Source organism: Cutibacterium acnes (assembly GCF_003030305.1).
Classification (GTDB): Bacteria; Actinomycetota; Actinomycetes; order Propionibacteriales; family Propionibacteriaceae; genus Cutibacterium; species Cutibacterium acnes.
The window spans coordinates 814875-833904 of the sequence record NZ_CP023676.1 but is presented as its reverse complement, the minus strand read 5'-3'; the positions used below and the strand labels follow the sequence as shown (position 1 = coordinate 833904).

Annotated in this window: 18 protein-coding genes; all 18 read right to left on the bottom strand. The window is 59.8% G+C overall.

From position 1 onward, the window contains the following. Positions 1-114: 114 nt before the first annotated feature. The gene (locus tag CPA42_RS04190) at positions 115-1035 is read right to left on the bottom strand and encodes an RluA family pseudouridine synthase (RefSeq protein WP_002515250.1); all 921 of its coding nucleotides are present in this window, start codon (positions 1033-1035) and stop codon (positions 115-117) included. A 41-nt stretch (positions 1036-1076) separates the two neighbouring features. Then, positions 1077-1592 (bottom strand): signal peptidase II, encoded by a 516-nt coding sequence (locus CPA42_RS04185; RefSeq protein ID WP_002519117.1) that lies wholly within the window; start codon positions 1590-1592, stop codon positions 1077-1079. Continuing rightward, the gene (locus CPA42_RS04180) at positions 1589-2068 is read right to left on the bottom strand and encodes a TraR/DksA family transcriptional regulator (RefSeq protein WP_002519118.1); all 480 of its coding nucleotides are present in this window, start codon (positions 2066-2068) and stop codon (positions 1589-1591) included. The genes CPA42_RS04185 and CPA42_RS04180 overlap by 4 nt, the downstream gene beginning before the upstream one ends. A 163-nt stretch (positions 2069-2231) precedes the next feature. Then, the gene (locus CPA42_RS04175) at positions 2232-3317 is read right to left on the bottom strand and encodes a DivIVA domain-containing protein (protein ID WP_002515284.1); all 1086 of its coding nucleotides are present in this window, start codon (positions 3315-3317) and stop codon (positions 2232-2234) included. Positions 3318-3469: 152 nt separating this feature from the next. Continuing rightward, positions 3470-3760 carry a YggT family protein gene (locus CPA42_RS04170; RefSeq protein ID WP_002515277.1) on the bottom strand — a complete coding sequence of 97 codons (291 nt, stop codon included), beginning with the start codon at positions 3758-3760 and terminating at the stop codon, positions 3470-3472. A 10-nt stretch (positions 3761-3770) separates the two neighbouring features. Continuing rightward, a complete protein-coding gene (locus CPA42_RS04165) occupies positions 3771-4289 on the bottom strand; it encodes a cell division protein SepF (protein ID WP_002515332.1) in 519 nt (172 codons plus the stop codon). 126 nt (positions 4290-4415) lie between these two features. Further along, entirely contained in the window at positions 4416-5201 is a 786-nt protein-coding gene (gene pgeF / locus CPA42_RS04160) for a peptidoglycan editing factor PgeF (RefSeq protein WP_002515222.1), read from the bottom strand. A gap of 1 nt (position 5202) precedes the next feature. Beyond that, entirely contained in the window at positions 5203-6456 is a 1254-nt protein-coding gene (gene ftsZ, locus CPA42_RS04155; protein WP_002515334.1) for a cell division protein FtsZ, read from the bottom strand. Between the two features lie 122 nt (positions 6457-6578). Continuing rightward, entirely contained in the window at positions 6579-7292 is a 714-nt protein-coding gene (locus tag CPA42_RS04150) for a cell division protein FtsQ/DivIB (RefSeq protein WP_002515293.1), read from the bottom strand. Continuing rightward, positions 7292-8707: a UDP-N-acetylmuramate--L-alanine ligase gene (gene murC / locus CPA42_RS04145; protein WP_002515297.1), complete on the bottom strand. Its 1416-nt coding sequence runs from the start codon at positions 8705-8707 to the stop codon at positions 7292-7294. The genes CPA42_RS04150 and murC overlap by 1 nt, the downstream gene beginning before the upstream one ends. Before the next feature lie 11 nt (positions 8708-8718). Continuing rightward, the gene (gene murG / locus CPA42_RS04140; RefSeq protein WP_002515244.1) at positions 8719-9837 is read right to left on the bottom strand and encodes an undecaprenyldiphospho-muramoylpentapeptide beta-N-acetylglucosaminyltransferase; all 1119 of its coding nucleotides are present in this window, start codon (positions 9835-9837) and stop codon (positions 8719-8721) included. A gap of 42 nt (positions 9838-9879) precedes the next feature. Next, positions 9880-11055 carry a putative lipid II flippase FtsW gene (ftsW, locus tag CPA42_RS04135; RefSeq protein ID WP_002519122.1) on the bottom strand — a complete coding sequence of 392 codons (1176 nt, stop codon included), beginning with the start codon at positions 11053-11055 and terminating at the stop codon, positions 9880-9882. 106 nt (positions 11056-11161) lie between these two features. Next, a complete protein-coding gene (gene murD / locus CPA42_RS04130; protein WP_002515281.1) occupies positions 11162-12658 on the bottom strand; it encodes a UDP-N-acetylmuramoyl-L-alanine--D-glutamate ligase in 1497 nt (498 codons plus the stop codon). After that, on the bottom strand, positions 12640-13710 hold the full coding sequence (gene mraY, locus CPA42_RS04125; RefSeq protein WP_002513927.1) for a phospho-N-acetylmuramoyl-pentapeptide-transferase: 1071 nt from the start codon (positions 13708-13710) through the stop codon (positions 12640-12642). Before mraY ends, murD begins: the two co-directional genes overlap by 19 nt. Next, positions 13707-15164 (bottom strand): UDP-N-acetylmuramoyl-tripeptide--D-alanyl-D-alanine ligase, encoded by a 1458-nt coding sequence (locus tag CPA42_RS04120; RefSeq protein ID WP_002515270.1) that lies wholly within the window; start codon positions 15162-15164, stop codon positions 13707-13709. Before CPA42_RS04120 ends, mraY begins: the two co-directional genes overlap by 4 nt. Continuing rightward, positions 15161-16750, bottom strand: coding sequence for a UDP-N-acetylmuramoyl-L-alanyl-D-glutamate--2,6-diaminopimelate ligase (locus CPA42_RS04115; protein ID WP_002547800.1), 1590 nt, complete (start codon positions 16748-16750; stop codon positions 15161-15163). Before CPA42_RS04115 ends, CPA42_RS04120 begins: the two co-directional genes overlap by 4 nt. Next, positions 16747-18534 carry a peptidoglycan D,D-transpeptidase FtsI family protein gene (locus CPA42_RS04110; RefSeq protein WP_002519124.1) on the bottom strand — a complete coding sequence of 596 codons (1788 nt, stop codon included), beginning with the start codon at positions 18532-18534 and terminating at the stop codon, positions 16747-16749. Before CPA42_RS04110 ends, CPA42_RS04115 begins: the two co-directional genes overlap by 4 nt. Before the next feature lie 134 nt (positions 18535-18668). After that, positions 18669-19022 carry a septum formation initiator family protein gene (locus tag CPA42_RS04105; protein WP_002519125.1) on the bottom strand — a complete coding sequence of 118 codons (354 nt, stop codon included), beginning with the start codon at positions 19020-19022 and terminating at the stop codon, positions 18669-18671. Between the last annotated feature and the right edge of the window lie 8 nt (positions 19023-19030).

Genomic DNA, 19030 nt, shown 5'->3' with positions numbered 1-19030 from the left:
TACACGATACCGCTCAAGGCAACGCGGGCCCGAGCCGGAATGCCAGTCACCGTCGGATGTACACTAGACGTTCACCTATAGTGCACAAATGACCACCACATACCGAGCGACTGCTCAGGCTTGCCTCACCACATCGAGAGCATTCTGGAGATCCGCCGGAAGATCAGCATGAAACGTTACCCACTCGCCACTGCCCGGATGGGTGAAAGACAGCTCACCAGCGTGCAACCATTGCCTCTCCAAACCCAATTCCTTCGCAAGCGCGGGGTCGCAACCGTAGAGCGGGTCCCCACAGCAGGGGTGCTTGATCGCCGCCATGTGCACGCGAATCTGGTGAGTCCGACCGGTTTCAAGGTGTACTTTGAGCAAGGTCGCATGCCGGAACGCCTCCACCGTCTCATAGTGGGTCACCGAGTGACGACCCCCATCGACAATGGCCATCTTCCAATCATGACGGTGATCGCGGCCGATCGGAGCGTCGATAGTACCTGTGAAGGGATCAGGGTGGCCCTGCACCAGGGCGAGATAGACCTTGTCAACGGTGCGGTCCCGAAAAGCCTGCTTCAACAAGGTATAAGCGTGCTCGCTTTTGGCCACCACCATGAGTCCGGATGTACCGACGTCAAGACGCTGAACGATCCCTTGACGCTCCGGTGCACCACTTGTGGAAATTGCGAATCCAGCTGCCGCGAGATGCTCGACGACACTTGGCCCCTCCCATCCCAAGGACGGGTGGGCAGCAACCCCGGCAGGCTTGTCAACGACGACAATGTCCGAGTCGTCGTGGATGATCCGCATCCCCTCAACGATCTGGGGGGTAATGGACGGCGTCGCGACAGGATCACAGAGATCGACGTCAAGCATCTGACCGGTGGCTACCCGGACCGACGCCCGAGAGACCTGCTGGCCGTCCAGAAAGACCCCGCCGTCTTCAATAAGGCTGCTGATCCGGGATCGGGATACCCCACTCATGCGAGCAGCAGCGACATCGACCCGTTCCCCGTCAAGACCGTCGGGTACTAACAGGACGCTCACATCCCCTCCTACTCATCACATCTCATGAATGGTCATCTATCTCAACCTGCATCGTCCTCGTGGTGCCCGAACACAGCCACCACTACGACGAGTATGGCGGTGCTCGTGATGAATATGTCGGCAACGTTGAATACCGCGAAATGCGGCAGGCTCATGAAGTCGACAACATGGCCACGCAGTGGACCAGGGGCTCGGAAAATCCGATCGGTCAGATTGCCGCAGACCCCGGCAATGAGCATGCCGCAGGCAATAAGAGACCAACGATGACGAGCGCGAGGCACCCCCCACACGCATACGGCAATAAGCATGGCGATCGCAAAAAGGCTAATCAACACAGTGGCTGTCGAGCCCATCGAAAAAGCCGCCCCGGGATTGCGGATCAGGCGCAGGGTGAGGAAACCACCGAACCAGCTCGGCGGGTCGTAAGGATCGAGACGGGCAACTGCCTCAGCTTTCGTCCATTGATCAAGTCCGTAGCCGAGCACACCTATGGCGACCATGACGACGCGCCAGCGCTTCAGCTGCCCACCTACCAACACGGTCGGGTTAGAGCTCACCGACGCTCTTGGCGCTGCTTGCACTTGACGCACATGGTGGCCCGCGGGAACGCCTGCAGCCGAGCTTTTCCAATCGGCTCGCCGCAGGATTCGCAGGTTCCCCAGGTGCCCCCGTCGAGAAGTTGAAGAGCCAGCTTCGACTGGTCGTACACAGCGCGAGCGTTACGGGTGACGGAGATCTCCTGATCGCGCTCGAACTGAGAGGAACCGACGTCGATGGTATCCATTCCAGCACCGTCATTCCCCTGCTTCATGAGGTCAGCAAGATCATTCTCGGCTTTGGCAAGGGCCGTGCCCATCCTCTGAACATCGGATTCAAGAGTGCCGACGATTTCGCTAATCTCATCGGCCGTCCACGGCTCATCGCCGTCACGCACCGGCAGGGATGCAGCAATCGCCTCGACATCGTGGTCTGACATGGAACTCTCCGTCGTCATGCGGGGATTGTCCCCGGCTCCGTGGTGTGTGCCGTTCATATCATCACCTACATGGGGGTGTCATGAACTGTGGGCCGACATTACACCCATGGCACTCACTCGTCATCCTCGTGGGTCTTCTCTACCCAAACACTGTATGACAACAACTCCATGCCCCCGATCCTTCGACCGAGAGCACGGAGCTTTACGACGTGTGCGCTTGTCAGTTTTGCTGCTGGCCGCGTCCGATGAGGGCATCCAAACGCGGGGTAGAGGAGCCACCGGGAGCAACACGGTTCTCAGACTTGAGAAGCTCAGGCAACTCTGCGGGCTCAAAAACGCCCTGGTCAAGGTTGTCGGCCTGGGCACGCAGGTGGGAAGTGAGGGCCTCGCGGTAGCTAGCCTCGAAGGAACGCAAGTGATCAACCCTCCCTGCAAGGTTGTCGCGCTCAGCCTCAAGCTCACGGAAGAGCTCCGTGCGGCGAGTCTGAGCGTCAGCATTAACCCTGTCGGCGTTGCTCTTAGCGTCAGAAGTCAACTTTTCAGCATTGACACGGGCACTAGATTCGATACGCTCAGCGCGGGTCTGGGCATCAACGGTAAGCTCATGGGCCTTGGTTTCAGCGGCCTGAACCTTGCGGCCAGCCTCACTCTCAGCCTCATGGACGACGCGCTCGGCATCCGCAAGAGCAAGCTCAACCATCCGGACGACAGCCGGAGAGGCCTCAGCACTGGTGGTGACAACGAGCTTCCTGACCCCGTCGTCGGTCGTCGCAGGCTGCTGCGCGACGGAGGACGTCCGGCTACGGGCGGCAAGGGACTGGGCATCACGAAGCTGTGCGCCAAGACGCTCATTTTCGCTGCGCAGGCGGGCGACCTCAGCCGGGTCAATATCCTGGCCAGGACGCCGTGCAGCCTGACGCAGCTCCTCGATCTGGGACTGCAGGGAGACCCTCTCCTGCTCCAACTGGCGGGCACGTTTCTCGGCGTCCTGCTGAGCAGCTTTGGCACGGTCAACCTCGCCGGAATTGACCGAGCGCCCATTCTGCTGGGAGCGGAGTTCCTCAACCTGAGCACGCAGGTGCTCGTTCTCGTTAAGGAGATCCTGATCCGGCCTCTGTTCCCCCGGCTCACCCGACCTGAGAGCCTCGACCTGGGCTTTAAGACGCTCATTCTCATCGGTGAGGGTCATAAACGCCGCTTCAACCTTGTCGACGAAGTCGTCAACTTCAATGGCGCGGTAGCCCTCCCCGGGGCGTTTGACCATCGGGAAACGAACCTTACGCACCTCTTCGAGGGTCAGCGTCATTGTGCACTCCAAGATGTCGGGAACAGTCAGGACCCGTGAGGCGGACCTATGATGGCCCGGGGTGGACACGAGATGACTTTAAGGCTACTCCACCAAGGCGCTCGCGTCACTTAGGAGGCTCAACCTCACCTTCGGAGTATGGATCGGTCTCATCACCAGAAGATGACGATAACAACTCGCTGGAGTATCGCCAATAGCACAAAAACGATGATGAACCCCACCGAGAACCCGACGTTGCCGAATCCCACCGGCGGCACCAGACGATCAAAGAACTTGATTGGCGGATCAGTCACGGTGTAGACCGCCTCAAACACTACAGCAAGGACACCGCGCGGCTCGAAACCCCGTATCAGAAGCGGTACCCAGGACATCAACATCCGCACGATGAGTAACACCGTGTAGATCTCAATGATCCAGGTGAGGATGGTGCCAGTCAGGATCATGGCTTCCTCGTCAAGACTGATTGAAGAATCCGCCGCTAGCGATGCGGGCCTTGTCCTCCGGAGTGACATTGACGTTGCGCGGGCACAGCAGGAAAACCTTGCTGGTCACCCTCTCGATGGTTCCGCGCAGGCCAAAGATGAGGCCAGCAGCGAAATCGACGAGACGTTTAGCGTCTGCATCGTCCATCTCAGTGAGGTTCATGATGACCGGAATACCTTCGCGGAACTGCTCACCGATGGTCCGCGCCTCGTTGTAGTTGCGCGGGTGGACGGTCAGGATGCGGTTAATGTCAGCGATGCTCGGCTCCTCAAGTTCCGAACGGCGACGGTGTTGAACCGCCTTGTGCCCCCGACCGTGCTGCTCATTGGAATCGTGATGATGCAACTGGGTCACCTCCGAAGATGGCTCATACCCGTCGTCGGAGTAGACCTCCGTGGTGAGCTCCTCGTCGGGAAGATCCTCCTCGTCGTACCGACGATCGTCAACGATCCCGACGTACGAGGCAATCTTCCTGCCGATTCCTGCCATCTGGAGCTCCTTCTCGTGGGCTTATCCCCGGGCGGGGTTCTCACCATTCAAGCCTGCCACTGATATTGCCACGGTTTGGTGGGACACGCGAACGTCTAAGACATCATGGACTGAGTACATCTGTCGTCAATGGGCGTCGTGAGCATTCCACACTAGGCCAGCTAGCCGACCAGCGCCATGATCTCGACGATGGGAAAAAAAGTCATCCCCTTCAAACGTGCAAGGATCCAGCCCCACAGCGGCCACACCCAGTGACTCGAGCTGAGCTAACGCTCCTGCACCTAGATCAAGGGCCGGAGCGCCCTGCCGAGTGACCGCACGAGTAGCTGGATACTTGGCCCAGACTTGCTCGGCCATCTCTGCGGGGACCTCGTAACACCTACCACAGATATGGGGACCCAACCACGCAAGCAACTCCGTGGCCCCCATGTCACACATGATCTTGACGGTCGCGGGCAACACACCTGCTAAGAATCCCACTCGCCCGGCGTGAGCGGCACCAACCACTCCAGCCTTTGGGTCTGCCAGCATAATCGGCATACAGTCGGCCACTCGAATAGCCAGCGCAACTCCGGGCAGATCGGTGACCATCGCGTCGGCAATGGGAAGCTTCGGCTGGCCCTCAACGCGATTCCCAAGATACCTCTGGGGAATCCATCCCTCGACGTCGTCTGGGCGGACCCGCCACACTTCGTTGCCATGTACTTGATGGCAAACCATCACCGGACCCAAGCCAAGCCGAGAACGAAGAGAGTCAACATGCTCGAGGACAGTGGGGTCTTCATCAGCGCGGCCGAGGTTAAATCCTTCAAAACCAGCACCCCCGCGTCCTTGTCCGGAAGCGTCGACACGATCAGTGAAGGCGACCCCGACGCCATGATTGGCACCGGGGTCGATAACGAATCTCAGCACGTCACTTCAGGAAGTCAGGGACATCAAGGTCGTCATCCGGCTCCTCAGGCGGATTAACAGGCTCCACAGGATGACTCTGCTGCTGTGACTGGGCCTTTCCGAACGGGCTGCCTTGAGTCTGCGGACGGATCGGCGTCGGCCGCTGGTTATCAGCGGGCTGACGGCTCGCAGACGAACTCGACCCAGCCGAGGTTGATGCAGCAGATCCCGTTCCAGCGCCAAAAACTCCCGCTGAAGACCGGTTGGTCATGGCAGGACGGGAAGCAGGACGCTGACTGATTCCAGGCTGCTTGGTGCTGGTGAGCTGGCCGTTCTCGAATCCAGCCGCGATAACCGTAACGCGCACCTCGTCACCGAGGGCGTCGTCGATGATCGTGCCGAAGATGATGTTGGCCTCGTCATGGGCAGCAGCCTCAATGAGATTGGCCGCGCTGGCAACTTCAAACAGGCCAAGGTCGGAACCACCAGCGATAGACAGCAAGACGCCGCGAGCGCCGTCGATGGACACTTCGAGCAGCGGAGACGAGATAGCCATCTCTGCGGCTGCCCGTGCACGGTCCTCTCCAGATGCACGACCAATACCCATGAGGGCGGATCCAGCATTCGACATGACCGATTTGACATCGGCGAAATCCAAGTTGATCTGGCCGGGGGTGGTGATGAGGTCAGTAATACCCGAAACACCTTGCATTAGCACCTGATCAGCCTGCTTGAAAGCGTCAAGAATGGCGATCTGCTGGTCGGTCATGTCCAGCAACTTGTCGTTCGGGATGACGATGAGGGTATCGACCTCGTCGCGCAGATTGTCAATGCCCTGCTCGGCCTGGGAGGACCGACGGTGGCCCTCAAAGGAGAACGGGCGGGTGACAACACCAATCGTCAAAGCGCCGAGGGATCGAGCGATCTTAGCGACGACGGGAGCAGCACCAGTGCCGGTTCCGCCGCCCTCACCAGCGGTGACGAAAACCATGTCGGCACCTTTGAGGGACTCCTCGATCTCGTCAGCATGGTCCTCGGCAGCCTGGCGTCCCTTATCCGGGTCAGCGCCGGCTCCCAAACCTCGAGTGAGGTCCCTGCCGATGTCAAGCTTAACGTCGGCGTCGCTCGTGAGGAGGGCCTGGGCATCGGTGTTGACGGCGAGGAACTCGACTCCCTTGAGCCCCGCCTCGATCATGCGGTTCACGGCATTGCAACCGCCACCGCCTACCCCCACGACCTTGATCACGGCGAGGTAGTTCTGGGATGGAATAGCCACTGGAGTTCTGCCTCACTCTTGTCTGACGGACCGGTCTAGGGGCAAGGCTATGAGCACGTCAAAAGGGTGTCCAACGCTGCAGCCAACCTTGACCTTGACCCTCAACCGTAGCTTGAGACTACTCAGCGAGAGGTCGGATGCTCAGGGGACGAGACGTCATAACGAGTCGCCTTGACGTGGAGCATCGCTGTGGTGACCTTGGCCTTGAGAACAGATTGATCCGCCGATCCCCACACCACCGTTCGCTTGCCCGACAGCACCACGACAATGGCATCGCGAGATGTGGCCTCGATATGGTCAACATGGCGTCTAAGCTCGGTGGGAAAGGAATCAGCGACGGTTGCGACGTCTCGCAATAAGCCACGATTTCCAGATGAGGTCGTCGCCCACACCACGTTCGGAGTGGGTTTCGCGGTTCGGTTAAAGATTCTCCCGGAGGGATCGATCCAGAGGTAGCCCCCAAGAGTCTTCACCTGATACGAGATCTTCAACTCGGTGATGTCAATGACGACAGTGTGCGGCCACTTCCGGTACACCTCAGCCTGTTGGACGATATCCATGCGCGTTACGCGCGCAGCTACGTCGTCGGTGTTCACCCTGGCCAGCGGCTGACCCTTCGGGATCTTGGCGACTTGCTCGACTTGGGACGCCGTCACAAGGCGAGTGCCGTGTACCTCGATGGTGTTGACGCACAACAACGACGAGCTGCGGACGATCCACATCGCCACAAGGACGAGCACCACCACAGCGGCGACAACACCCGCAATGATCCGGTTACGCTTCCTACGGCGTCGACGTCGTAGCTCCATCGCGACGCTGATGTCGGAAACCGGCATCAAGCCTTGCCCTCCAGTAGGCCCACCAGAACCGGGCCAACTAAAGTGACATCTCCTGCGCCAAGGGTGATGACGAGGTCCCCAGGACGTACCTCTTCAGCGAGGGCCTCCGGAAGGTCCTGCTTATCGGGCACATACCGGGAATCCCCGCCTGCGGCGATAACGGCGTCGTGCACCAACTCGCCGGTCACACCGGGAATCGGATCCTCACGGGCCGGATATATGTCGGAAACGATGACCCGGTCTGCAAGGGTAAGCGCCGATCCGAACTCCCCGGCGAAATCTCTGGTACGGGAAAACAGATGAGGCTGGAAGCAGGCGATGACCCTCCCCTGCCCCGTCACGACACGACGTGCCGCGCCAAGGGTGGCGCGCAATTCGGTCGGGTGATGGGCGTAATCGTCAAAGACTGAGACGTCAGCAACCCGACCCACCAGTTGGAAGCGTCGCAACGTCCCCGTGAAGGATGCGATCCCGGTCAACAGATCCTGGTGACTAATTCCCAGCAGGGAACCGACGCAGTAGGCGGCTGCCGCATTAGAGAGGTTGTAGCGACCAGGCACCTGGAGCTCCAGGCGTCCCTGGGTAGGGCCATGAACGAGAGTCGCCGAAGCCGTCGTCCCATTTAAGTCAAGGTCAACGAGCCTGACCTCAGCTTGCTCAGATTCTCCGTAAGTAACGACTCGCACTGTGCCGGTGCTTTCCAGTCGGCAGGCCAATTCGGCTGCCCCCGGATCGTCGGCATTAGTCACGACGTAGCGCACCTCGGGACGGGTTGCCATCGACACGAAGCCGTCGAAGTACGCCTGCGGGGTACCCCAATTGTCTAGGTGATCGGCTTCCACATTGGTGACGACGACGATCTGGCTTGGGTACTGCAGGAAAGACCCATCGGATTCATCAGCCTCCACCACGAATGCTTCTCCCCCACCAAGATGGGAGGACATGCCCGTGGCAGCCAGTGGAGAGCCAATGACATAGGACGGGTCAGCTCCGGCACAATCGAGCATGGTGGCAACCATGCCGGTTGTCGTTGTCTTGCCGTGCGTACCAGCGATTGAGACGCCTTCCCGGCCGAGCATGAGTGCCGCCAAAGCGGCCGAGCGATGCCAGATCCGCAAACCCAGCCGGTGTGCCTCGACCAGCTCGGGGTTGTCAGGACGAATAGCCGAGGAGACGACCACGGTACGAGCCCCCGCCAGGTGGGACGGATCATGACCTACCCAGGTCTGAACGCCGAGACTTGCAAGGTCACGCAAATTAGCCGAGTCGACCTGGTCGGAGCCGCGCACCTCAACTCCCAAGTCGTGGTAAATCCGTGCCACACCGCTCATTCCGGCTCCGCCGATGGCGATGAAGTAGACCGGCCCTACGGCGCTGGGATCAAGTAGCTCGACAGGTTCCCGCAGTGACATGAGATATCTCCTCAACCAATCGTAGGGTCTATCGACGTCGCCGCCGAGATCACCCGGACCGCCATCTCCTCAGCAGCGTGAGCGGGCATGAGTCCCCGTCCTGCCGCTGACATCTGGGCAAGAACATCAGCATCATGGATGCGGGCAGTCTCCGCAAGGAGGCGCTCAACGTCCAGATCAGCATTAGCGACGACAACGCCAGCTCCGGCGTCGACCGCCGAGGTGGCATTGCGCGCCTGCTCGCCATTACCGTGCGGCAACGGCACATAGATAGTCGGCAAACCGACGGTCGCTGTTTCCACCACTGTTCCAGCGCCAGAACGGGCCACCATGAGGTCGGCAGCCGCATAAGCACTCGCCATGTCGTCAACGTATCCCATGGGCAACCATGACGCTCCGGTCAACTCGTCGGTAATCCTCGTAGCCCCCCGGATGTTCTTCGGCCCGAGCACGTGAAGAATCTGCACACCGTCTGCAAGTAGACGTGTCCGCGCAGCAACAACCGCCTCATTAATGGCCACCGCCCCCTGAGAGCCCCCCGACACCAACAAAGTTGGACGGTTGATGTCAAGACCAAGGTCAGCACGAGCACGGGCACAACGCTCAGCTCGGGCTTGCCCACTAGCGTCAGCCAAATCGGTGATCTGTGAACGCAACGGCATGCCAACAAACCGCGCTTTGGGCAAGGGCGTGTCGGGGAAAGCCGTACCGACGAAGACGGCAAAGCGTGCGGCAATCTTGTTTGCCAACCCCGGCACAGCATTCTGCTCGTGGATGACGACCGGGATCTTGGCTCGCCTGGCCGCTAAATACGCAGGCAACGACACGTAGCCACCAAACCCGACGACGACGTCGGTCTGGCGACGCTGAAGCACCTCGCCAGCCTTACGCACCGCCCCGGCTAGCCGAGCAGGAACCTTGAATAGGTCAGCATTAACGGTACGGGGCAACGGCACCGGCGGAATCATGTCAAGTTGCAGCCCCGCTTCCGGGATAACTCGTCCCTCGAGTCCCCTTGGCGTACCAATACACGAGACCGTCGCCCCACGTTCCTGCAGCGCCATCGCGGTCGCGATCAACGGCGATGTATGGCCAGCCGTTCCTCCGCCAGCCAAGACAACGTTTACCATGAGTACTCCTCTGGGGAAGAAAGACGGCAAATGAGGCTCAGATCAGCCACGGTTGCCACCATCGACGACGCTCGTTACTCGGGCCGGCTCAGTGCGTTGCGAGGCAGCAGTACTTCGCCGGGCATCAGGCTCGGTGCGGGCACATGCCAACAAAAGCCCCACTGCTAACAGCGCCGACACTAGTGCAGAACCACCGATAGAAATGAACGGAAGCGGGACGCCCACGACCGGCAAGAGGTTCAGCGATACAGACATGTTGATGAGGGCCTGAGCTGCAATCCACGCGGTGGCCGTCGACGCGGCTGAACGACGAAACAACGAATCCTGCCGCATCGCTGTGCGCACGCCAGCCCATATCAGCAAGGTAAACAGCAGGATGACACCCAGGGTACCCAGCAGGCCCATTTCCTCACCAAGAACGGCAAAGACGAAGTCGTTCTGAGCGCCATCATAAAGGCCGCCCCATTTCTGTCGGGAGGCACCGATACCAACACCCCACCAGCCACCGGTCGCCAGCGCATAAATCGCCGAAAGAGGCTGCTGGGAGGTGCTGGCGCCATTGTCTGGGTGCAGGAACGACAACACGCGCTCGGCGCGATAGGGGGTGATGGCAGTGAGCAGCAGCACCGCCAAGAGACCGAGGCCAATGAGGGCACCCAAATAACGCTTGGGCACTCCAAAGTTCCACATCTGGGCCAACATGATAAGGCCAATAATCATCGTTGTGCCGAGGTCTCCCTGAGCTACAACAAGCAGACCGACGACCCCATATAGACCAAGGTAACCCCCCACGCCCTTCGGAGTCGCCATCTCGCCACGTCGTGAAGACATGTAACTCGCCCCAAGGAGCACCAGGGCGAATTTTGCGAACTCTGAGGGCTGCAAACTAACCGGTCCGAGAGACAGCCATGACTGGTTTCCCTTTCCAGCGTCTGAACCCAAAAAGGTCAGCACCAAAACGAGCATGAGACACACGACGGCATAGGCGAACCCACCAAGTTGCCTCAGATGTGTCTCCGAGAGCCGCGACACCACGGCTGCCGCGATAGCGCCCACTACCAGGAACAGGATCTGACGAATCGCAAAGTGATAAGGCCCGTGACCCAGGGACTGGGAGTACACCGACGAGGATGACAATCCCATCAGCGCGCCAATACCGCACAGCAGCACGGTAGTAGCCAGGATGACGTAGTAATCCAGAAACGGCTGAGCCAGCAATCGGCGTGAGGAACCGTCACCACCGTCAAGTCGCAGTAAATGCCTCAACCAGCTGCCGGGAGTCCGGCGTCGGGTGGTACGGCGGACCCGTGAATCTACCGATTTCTCAGCCATCGGCATCTGGCCCGTCAACGTGTTGAGCAGCATTGGCAAAGTCCTCACCGCGTGCGGCATAGCCGGGCCAGATATCCAAGCTGGCACAGCCAGGTGCCATCAAGACGGTATCCCCAGGACGAGCCATCTTGGCAGCCTCGTGGACCGCACGAGCCATCGCCTCGCGGGACATGTCGTCAATGACGACGACCGGAACCTGTGGAGCATGCTCGGCCAAAGATCTCGCGATGATGCCGCGGTCAGTTCCCAGCACTACGACGCCACGCAGCTTGCCAGCATGAGTGGTCACGAGGTTGTCAAAATGCGTGCCCTTGGCCTGCCCACCAGCGATCCACACGATGTGTTCAAAGGCCCGCATCGAGGAGTTTGCAGCATGGGGGTTCGTCGCCTTGGAATCATCGACCCAGGTAATGCCACCGGCCTGGTGCACCGTCTCGATGCGGTGTCCACCAAGATGCAAGTCACGCAAACCCTGTCCGACGGCAGGCGCAGGAACACCAAAGGAGCGGGTCAGTGCCGCAGCAGCCAACGCGTTTTCGACATTGTGCGGAGCGAAAGGGTGCACGTCCTCAAGGCGAGCCAGCTTCATCGCCGAGGTCGCGCGCTGCTCAACGAAGGCACGATCGACGATGAGGCCGTCCACAATTCCGATCATGGACGGCCCCGGGGTCCCGGTCGTGAACCCGATAGCGCGAGCCCCCTCAACGACGTCGGCATCCTCCACCATGTGTTCGGTGGCGGGATCGGCAACGTTGTAGACGCAGGAGTTGGTCACCTGGTGGTAGATCCGAGCCTTATCGGCGGCGTACGAACCGAGCGGATCCGATTCGTGGGCGTACCACTCCAGGTGGTCTTGATGAAGGTTGAGCACTGCCGCGGAATGGAGAGATAGTGAGTTTGACCAGTGCAGCTGGAAGCTGGACAGCTCCACTGCAAAAACGTCGTAGTTGATCTCGTCAGCCATGGCCTCAAGGATGGGTCGGCCAATGTTACCGACAGCACATGCCTTCAGACCTGCCGCATGAAGAATCGACTCGGTCATCTGGGTAGTCGTCGTCTTGCCATTGGTGCCGGTAATCGCCAGCCACGGAATAACACGGTCGGGATGCATGAGGCGCCAGGCCAGTTCAGGCTCACCCCAAACGGGGATCCCTCGCGTAAGGGCACGAGCTACCAGCGGTTGGGTAGGACGCCAGCTAGGAGAGACGACGACGAGGTCCGTTTCCTCCGGCAAGTCGGATGCTGATCCGGGGCCCAAACGCACTTCGGCCCCGAGGACCTCCAGCAGACCACCTTTGTCACGGTGGGAGTCGTCATCGGAGTCGTCAAGGACGAGGACCGTGGCGTCAAGCTCAAGTAACGCGTCAGCGGCGGCATAGCCGGACGTGCCTAAACCAGCGATGACAACATGCACACCAGACCAGTCGAAGAGCCGGTCAGCCGCGCTGAGATCAACCTTTCCGGAGAACGTCACTGCCCTGCCACCCATTCTGCATAGAAGATTCCTAGGCCAGCCGAAACAGCAAGGCCGCAAATAATCCAGAACCTGATGACTACCGTCACCTCAGCCCACCCCTTCAGCTCAAAGTGATGGTGCAACGGGGCCATTTTAAAGACACGTTTTCCGCCAGTGATCTTAAACACACTGACCTGCAACATAACCGAGACCGTTTCGATGACGAAGAGAGCACCAATAATGACCAGGAGCAGCTCAGTGCGACTGACGACGGCCATACCGGCAACAGCGCCACCAAGAGCCAATGATCCTGTGTCGCCAAGAAAGATCTGGGCGGGCTTAGCATTCCACCACAGAAACCCAAAACACGCTCCGGCGATAGCGATGGCAACCACTGCAATATCGTGAGGGTCACGCACTGCATAACAGTGGTTTCCTGCGGTGGTCGGGCGAGAGCACCACTGATTGAACTGCCAGATGCTCAGCACGGTATAGGCGCCGAAAACCATCGTGGACGCACCGGTAGCTAAGCCGTCAAGACCGTCGGTGAGGTTGACAGCGTTGGAACTTCCTGCAATAAGCAGGATCACCCAGACGATGCCCAGCCAGACGGGTAGGTACAGCCACGAAATATCACGCAGGAAAGAGATAGCTGGCGACCCTGGCGTCACACCGTGGACATCAGGGAAATACATCACCCCGATAGCGAAAGTGATAGCGACAAAAGCCTGGCCGAGGAGCTTTCCTTTGGGTTTAAGACCCAAGGAACGCTGCTTAGAAATCTTTGTCCAGTCGTCAAGAAAACCGATGAAACCCAATCCCGAAAACAGCCACAACACCAGCAGCGCCGAGATGGAGGGATGGGTCCATGTCACCAGGTGTGCTACGAGGTACGCCAGCAGTACGGAGACAATAATGACAGCGCCGCCCATGGTCGGGGTGCCCTTTTTCGTCTTATGGGTTGTCGGGCCGTCGTCGCGAATGAACTGGCCATAGCCCTTCGCGGCGAGCCAATGGATGAACCACCGCGTGCCGACGAGGGTGCCGATCATTGACACCGCACCGGCGAGCAGGATGTTCTTCACGCCTGGGCCTCCCTTTCCTCGAACACTTCGCGTCCTACTCGCTCCAAGGCCAGACCTCTGGAAGCTTTGAGTAAAACGACATCGTGTGAGGTCCAACCTAGTGACCCAGAAGCACCTTCCACGGTGGAAACAATCACACGTGCGCCTTCGGCCCGGGCACCTTCGGCAATGTTCTCGGCCTCATCGCCAACAGCGATAATGACGTCGAATCCAGCGTGGGCTGCTAGCCGACCGGACTCGGCATTGAGACGAGCAGAGTCCTGTCCAAGCTCGAGCATGTCGCCCAAGACGGCGACGCCCCTAGTCTGAGGGTCCCGAACTCGGCGCGTCGCCAAGACATGCCCCATCGCTGTCAACGAAGCGGCCATCGAGTCAGGGTTGGCGTTGTAGCAGTCCTCGACCAGCACCAGGCCATCGGCGCGTTCACGCAACTGCATTCTCATAGCTGACCTGGACACGGCGTTGCTGAGCGCCTCGGCGATCCGAGTGACAGTTTGGTCATCGATGTCGTCATTCATAGCCAAGGCTGCCAGCGCAGCAGCAGTAGCAGCCACGGCATTTGCGACCTGATGAGCACCCATCGTCATCAGCCGGACAGGGCTACGCCAGGTGGACTCACCCCGGCGGGCGGCAAGGGTAAAGGAGTGACGATCCAGGTCGTCGGCATGGGTTGATTCGGCCCACACCTCGATGTCGGCATCTGGGCGACGATGGTCAGCATCAGGGCTGAACCATGCAATATGTCCACGGGTGCGCGGTGCCATCCCGGCGACAAGGGTATCGGCGGCGTTGAGCACAGCCCAACCGTCAACGCTGAGGGCCTCAACGATCTCACCCTTAGCCTGGGCAATGACCTCTCGCGAACCAAACTCGCCCAGGTGGGCATTCCCGACGTTGAGGACCATGGCTACGTCGGGAGTAACGATGGAGGTGAGCCAGGAGATATGACCCAGACCGCGAGTCCCCATTTCCGACACCAAGAAAGAGGTGTTCTCGTTACTGCGGCACGCCGTCAGAGGAACTCCGATTTCATTGTTGAACGATCCCACCGGAGCCACCGTTGGGCCAAAAGTCTCAAGGATCTGGGCCAGCATGTCCTTGGTGCTTGTCTTACCGCTGGAACCAGTCAAAGCGATGGTACGCATGCCACGTTCTCGTTCAGTCGCCACGACATGACGCGCCAGTCGAGATAGGCCGGCTTGACCATCGTCAACAACGAGATGGGGCAACTGTGCGTCGGTGCGCCGAGTGACCAGGACAGCGGCAGCGCCCGTGTCCTGAGCCGCCTGAGTGAAGTCATGACCGTCTACCCGGGTGCCGGGAAGAGCGATAAACAGAGCGCCCGGAGTTACCTTCCGGGTATCAATGACGACGTCCGGGCCCACCTGGGCAGAATCATTTACCGGTGCTGCTTCGACCCACTGCGCGAGGGTGGCAACGTCGAGAACTCTCATCGTGCCTGATCCTCCTCGCTCTGCCGGGCCATGATCTTCCATTCGGCCCGGATAACCTCACGATCGTCGAACGGCAGCACCTCACTGCCAATGTTCTGCCCGGTCTCATGTCCCTTGCCGAGCACGCAGATAACGTCGCCAGCCTCCGCCATCCGCAGGGCCTCGTTAATCGCCTCACGACGACGTCCCCCGTCGATCACAATGACCCCGTCACCAGCAGCTTCATGGGCCCCCTCCAGCACGGCTGCACGGATCACCGCAGGATCTTCGGTACGTGGGTTGTCATCAGTAACGATGACGATATCGGCACGCTCAGCGGCAATCTGGCCCATTGGACCACGCTTGGCCACGTCACGGTCTCCCCCAGCACCGAGCACGGCGATAAGACGGCCGCCATCGACTGACGACCGAGCGGCATCAAGAGCTGATGCAATCGCTTGCGGAGTGTGCGCAAAGTCCACGAGGGCCGTCGGGGCGTCATCTGCGAGATCGACCCGCTCCATACGGCCAGGCACCTGCGCGGAACACAAACCATCTGCAACATCGTCAAAAGCGAGCCCGGCAGCCTCGAGCATGGCCAGAGCCATAGCTGCGTTGCGGACATTGAATTCGCCGGGCAAGGACAGCTCGAGGGTGCGCTCCCCCGACGGAGTGCTCACGTCGAAAATTGCCCCGGCACGCGCGGCCTGCCATGACGTCACCTGATAGTCAGAGGGCTGATGGATTGACGTTGTCACGGCCTTAACCCCGTTGGCTTGCATACGCTCAACTAGCTGACGACCACGCGGGTCATCGACATTGATAACGCCAACCCGAGCCAGATCGGGGGTGAACAAACGGGCTTTAGCGTTGAAATAATTATCAAGGGTGTTATGGAAATCCAGATGGTCACGGCCCAGGTTGGTGAAAGCCACGACATCGAAACAGGTTCCATCCACCCGCTGCAAGGCCAGAGCGTGCGACGACACCTCCATCACGACGTCAGAAGCACCTCGCTCAGCCATCGCCGCGAATAGCCCTTGCAGATCTGGGGACTCCGGCGTCGTGACGGTGGTGCGAGCACTAGGCAACTCCTCACCGTCGAGCCGGAATCCAATTGTCCCGATAGTCCCAACATGGTGGCCAGCCGCACGCAATCCGGCCTCCACGAGGAAGGCCGTTGTGGTTTTACCGTTAGTCCCCGTAATACCAAACATCGTCATGGCATCCGAGGGGCGTCCAAAGATCTTAGCGGCCGCAACAGCCATGGCAGCGCGCGGATCGTCGACGACGATGATCGGCACACCCGCCTCCGCCGCCAGTGTGGCACCGTCCTCGTCGGTGAGCACTGCCACTGCACCCGACTCAACAGCAGAGGCAGCGAAACTCGCCCCGTGAGCATGCAGGCCGTGCAGACCGACGTAGAGATCGCCCGGGCGAACCTGGCGGGAGTCCAATGTGATCCCGGTGATCGCAGGACCGTTGTCATTAGCTCGGCAGCTGTCGAAGGAGGCCACTAGATCGGTCCACCCGACAGGATCACCCTGGGATGGTCGGAGGGCAGCACCAGCAGGTGGAGTGGGGGTGACAGTAGATTCAGGGCTCACGGCTGGTACTCCAAGGGTTCCTTGCGCGCTTTGTCGGTGGACGGTTGCACACCGTATCGCGGCAGGGCAACAGACATGAGTTGCCGCGCCGCTGGCTGTGCCACCGCCGTGCCAGTATGCCCGTTGGTGGGCTGATTGATGACAACGTACGTGAGAATACGCGGCTTCTCGATAGGAGCGACGGCAATAAACGACGAGATGTACCCGTGGTAGCAGTGACACTCAGGGTCAATCCGCTGGGCAGTACCCGTCTTGGCACCCATCCGGTAGTCCGGAATAGGTCGGCCCTTGGCGGTAGATACCACGTTCTCCATCATGTCGCGAACCTCCTCAGAGGCTCGTTGCGAGATCACTCTGCGGGTAGTCGTCTTAGGAATCTCGGAAGGCTCGCCGTGGCCGTCAACGGCAGACTTGATAATCGTCGGCGAGTGGTAGACCCCGCCATTGACGATTCCGGCAACGGCAGCGGCCTCCTGAAGAGCCGTCACTGACAGCCCCTGGCCGAACGCAACCTGGTCCCGGGTGTAGTCAGGCATAGTGGGCTTCGGTATCTGACCACTCGCCTCACCTGGCAGACCGATTCGGGTAGGAGCCCCTAGCCCGAATGCCTTGAGATAAGACACCATGGTCGCCTTGTCTAACTTTCGGGCAAACAATGCCGTCCCAATATTTGACGAATGCACTAGCACCCCACGGGCGGTGAGGTACTCGGTGCCGTGAGGCTCAGCATCAGTGATCTTGCCGCCACCAGACGACAAAGCACGCGGAACGACGATGTGGCTATCGGGAGTGATGATCCCCTGATCGGTCAGCGCAGCCATAGTCAGGACTTTTTGCACCGATCCTGGCTCGTACGCATCCTGGATGACCCGATTGCGGGTCTGGTTCTCTTTAGCTTTGCCGGGCTTATTTGAGTCAAAAGTGGGCATTGACGCCATCGCCAGGACCTCACCATTAGTCACGTCCATCATGACGATCTCGCCGCTCTTTGCCTTGGCATTCTTAATCGCTGTACCGAGGGCCTGCTGAGCCATCAGCTGTAGCTGAGCGTCGAGAGTCAGAGTGTAACTTGTGCCGTCGACCGCAGGCACCAGAGTATTAGAACCCAGCGGAATACGGCCCCAGGTCGAGGCCTCATACGACTCTTTACCCGGCACACCAGCAAGCTGTTTGTTATGGGAGTATTCGAAACCGCCAGCTCCTTTGCCCTCGGCATTCACGAAGCCCACGACGTTGGAGGCAACCTGCCCCGACGGATAGGTACGGATCGGGTCATTTGAACTAAATACTCCGTACCAGCCACCTTGCTTCATGTCCTTCTTGATGAGGTCGAAGGTGTAGCTGTCAACGTGGTGGCGTACTACCGAGTAGCGGCTCAGCTTTCCCTTAGCATCAGTGGCCGTTACCGCCTTGCGGTAATCCTCCGGCTGCCCGCCCAATCGCGTAGCAAGGATCTTCGCGACGGCCTTAGGCGCAGCGGCTGCCTTCTCCTGTTGTTCACGAGTCATCGTCACCCGCTCGTCAACGCCGTTGCGGGAGATCATCCGAGGGTCCACAAAAACCAATACCGCAGGCTGGGTTTGCGCCATCACAATGCCATTGCGATCGGTGAGCTCGCCTCGGTTGGGCTGAAGAGCGTAGGTGTACTTCATCCTCGCCGCCGCCGACGCCGCATACGCAGGCGCCTCGATCGCCTGCAGTTGCAAAGCACGGCTAGCTAAGCTCACCGCAAGCACGAGAAATACCGCCATAACGATCGTCAAACGACCCCGTTGGGAAGCCATTTCGAGCACGGGCCTACTATGCGGCTCCCGACCCTCCAAGCGAGACCCAGGTCGCGCTCGCCCGGGACCACGGTTGGACGCGGGCCGCCTGGCGGACCCGGGCCGTGAGTTCGGGCCCGTAGGATGCCGGGAACTCACGGCTGGCCCACCTCAGGCTTAGCCGTCTCCCCGATGACTCCTGGTACCTCCTTGCCGTCGACCTTGGTCTGGGTTCCGATGACCTTGCCAGTACGCAGGTCAATATAGGAGCCGTAAGGATTCGGCCTCATGCCGAGCTTCTTGGCCTGTTCCTGGAGATTCTGCGGACCACGAAGGTGATCGACCTCAGCAGCCAGAACAGCCTGCTGGTGTTGCAAGACGTTGAGATTGCGCGTCTCCTGGGCAATCTGCATGGACTGCGCCTGGATGGTGGTGTTGAGCACCAACAGCCCGGCCAATCCAGCAGCTAACATGACAACAATGAGAATGGCAAAGCCCAGTCGCCCCATCTGCTGCT

What these genes read in the sequence shown, in the direction of transcription:
- CPA42_RS04170 (WP_002515277.1), bottom strand. Translation starts at nt 3,760, where the DNA reads ATGATCCTGACTGGCACCATCCTCACCTGGATCATTGAGATCTACACG.
- CPA42_RS04150 (WP_002515293.1), bottom strand. Translation starts at nt 7,292, where the DNA reads ATGCCGGTTTCCGACATCAGCGTCGCGATGGAGCTACGACGTCGACGC.
- murD (WP_002515281.1), bottom strand. Translation starts at nt 12,658, where the DNA reads ATGGGTGGCAGGGCAGTGACGTTCTCCGGAAAGGTTGATCTCAGCGCG.
- CPA42_RS04110 (WP_002519124.1), bottom strand. Translation starts at nt 18,534, where the DNA reads ATGGCTTCCCAACGGGGTCGTTTGACGATCGTTATGGCGGTATTTCTC.
- CPA42_RS04175 (WP_002515284.1), bottom strand. Translation starts at nt 3,317, where the DNA reads ATGACGCTGACCCTCGAAGAGGTGCGTAAGGTTCGTTTCCCGATGGTC.
- murG (WP_002515244.1), bottom strand. Translation starts at nt 9,837, where the DNA reads ATGGTAAACGTTGTCTTGGCTGGCGGAGGAACGGCTGGCCATACATCG.
- CPA42_RS04180 (WP_002519118.1), bottom strand. Translation starts at nt 2,068, where the DNA reads ATGAACGGCACACACCACGGAGCCGGGGACAATCCCCGCATGACGACG.
- CPA42_RS04105 (WP_002519125.1), bottom strand. Translation starts at nt 19,022, where the DNA reads ATGGGGCGACTGGGCTTTGCCATTCTCATTGTTGTCATGTTAGCTGCT.
- CPA42_RS04165 (WP_002515332.1), bottom strand. Translation starts at nt 4,289, where the DNA reads ATGGCAGGAATCGGCAGGAAGATTGCCTCGTACGTCGGGATCGTTGAC.
- murC (WP_002515297.1), bottom strand. Translation starts at nt 8,707, where the DNA reads ATGTCACTGCGGGAACCTGTCGAGCTACTTGATCCCAGCGCCGTAGGG.
- CPA42_RS04120 (WP_002515270.1), bottom strand. Translation starts at nt 15,164, where the DNA reads ATGAGAGTTCTCGACGTTGCCACCCTCGCGCAGTGGGTCGAAGCAGCA.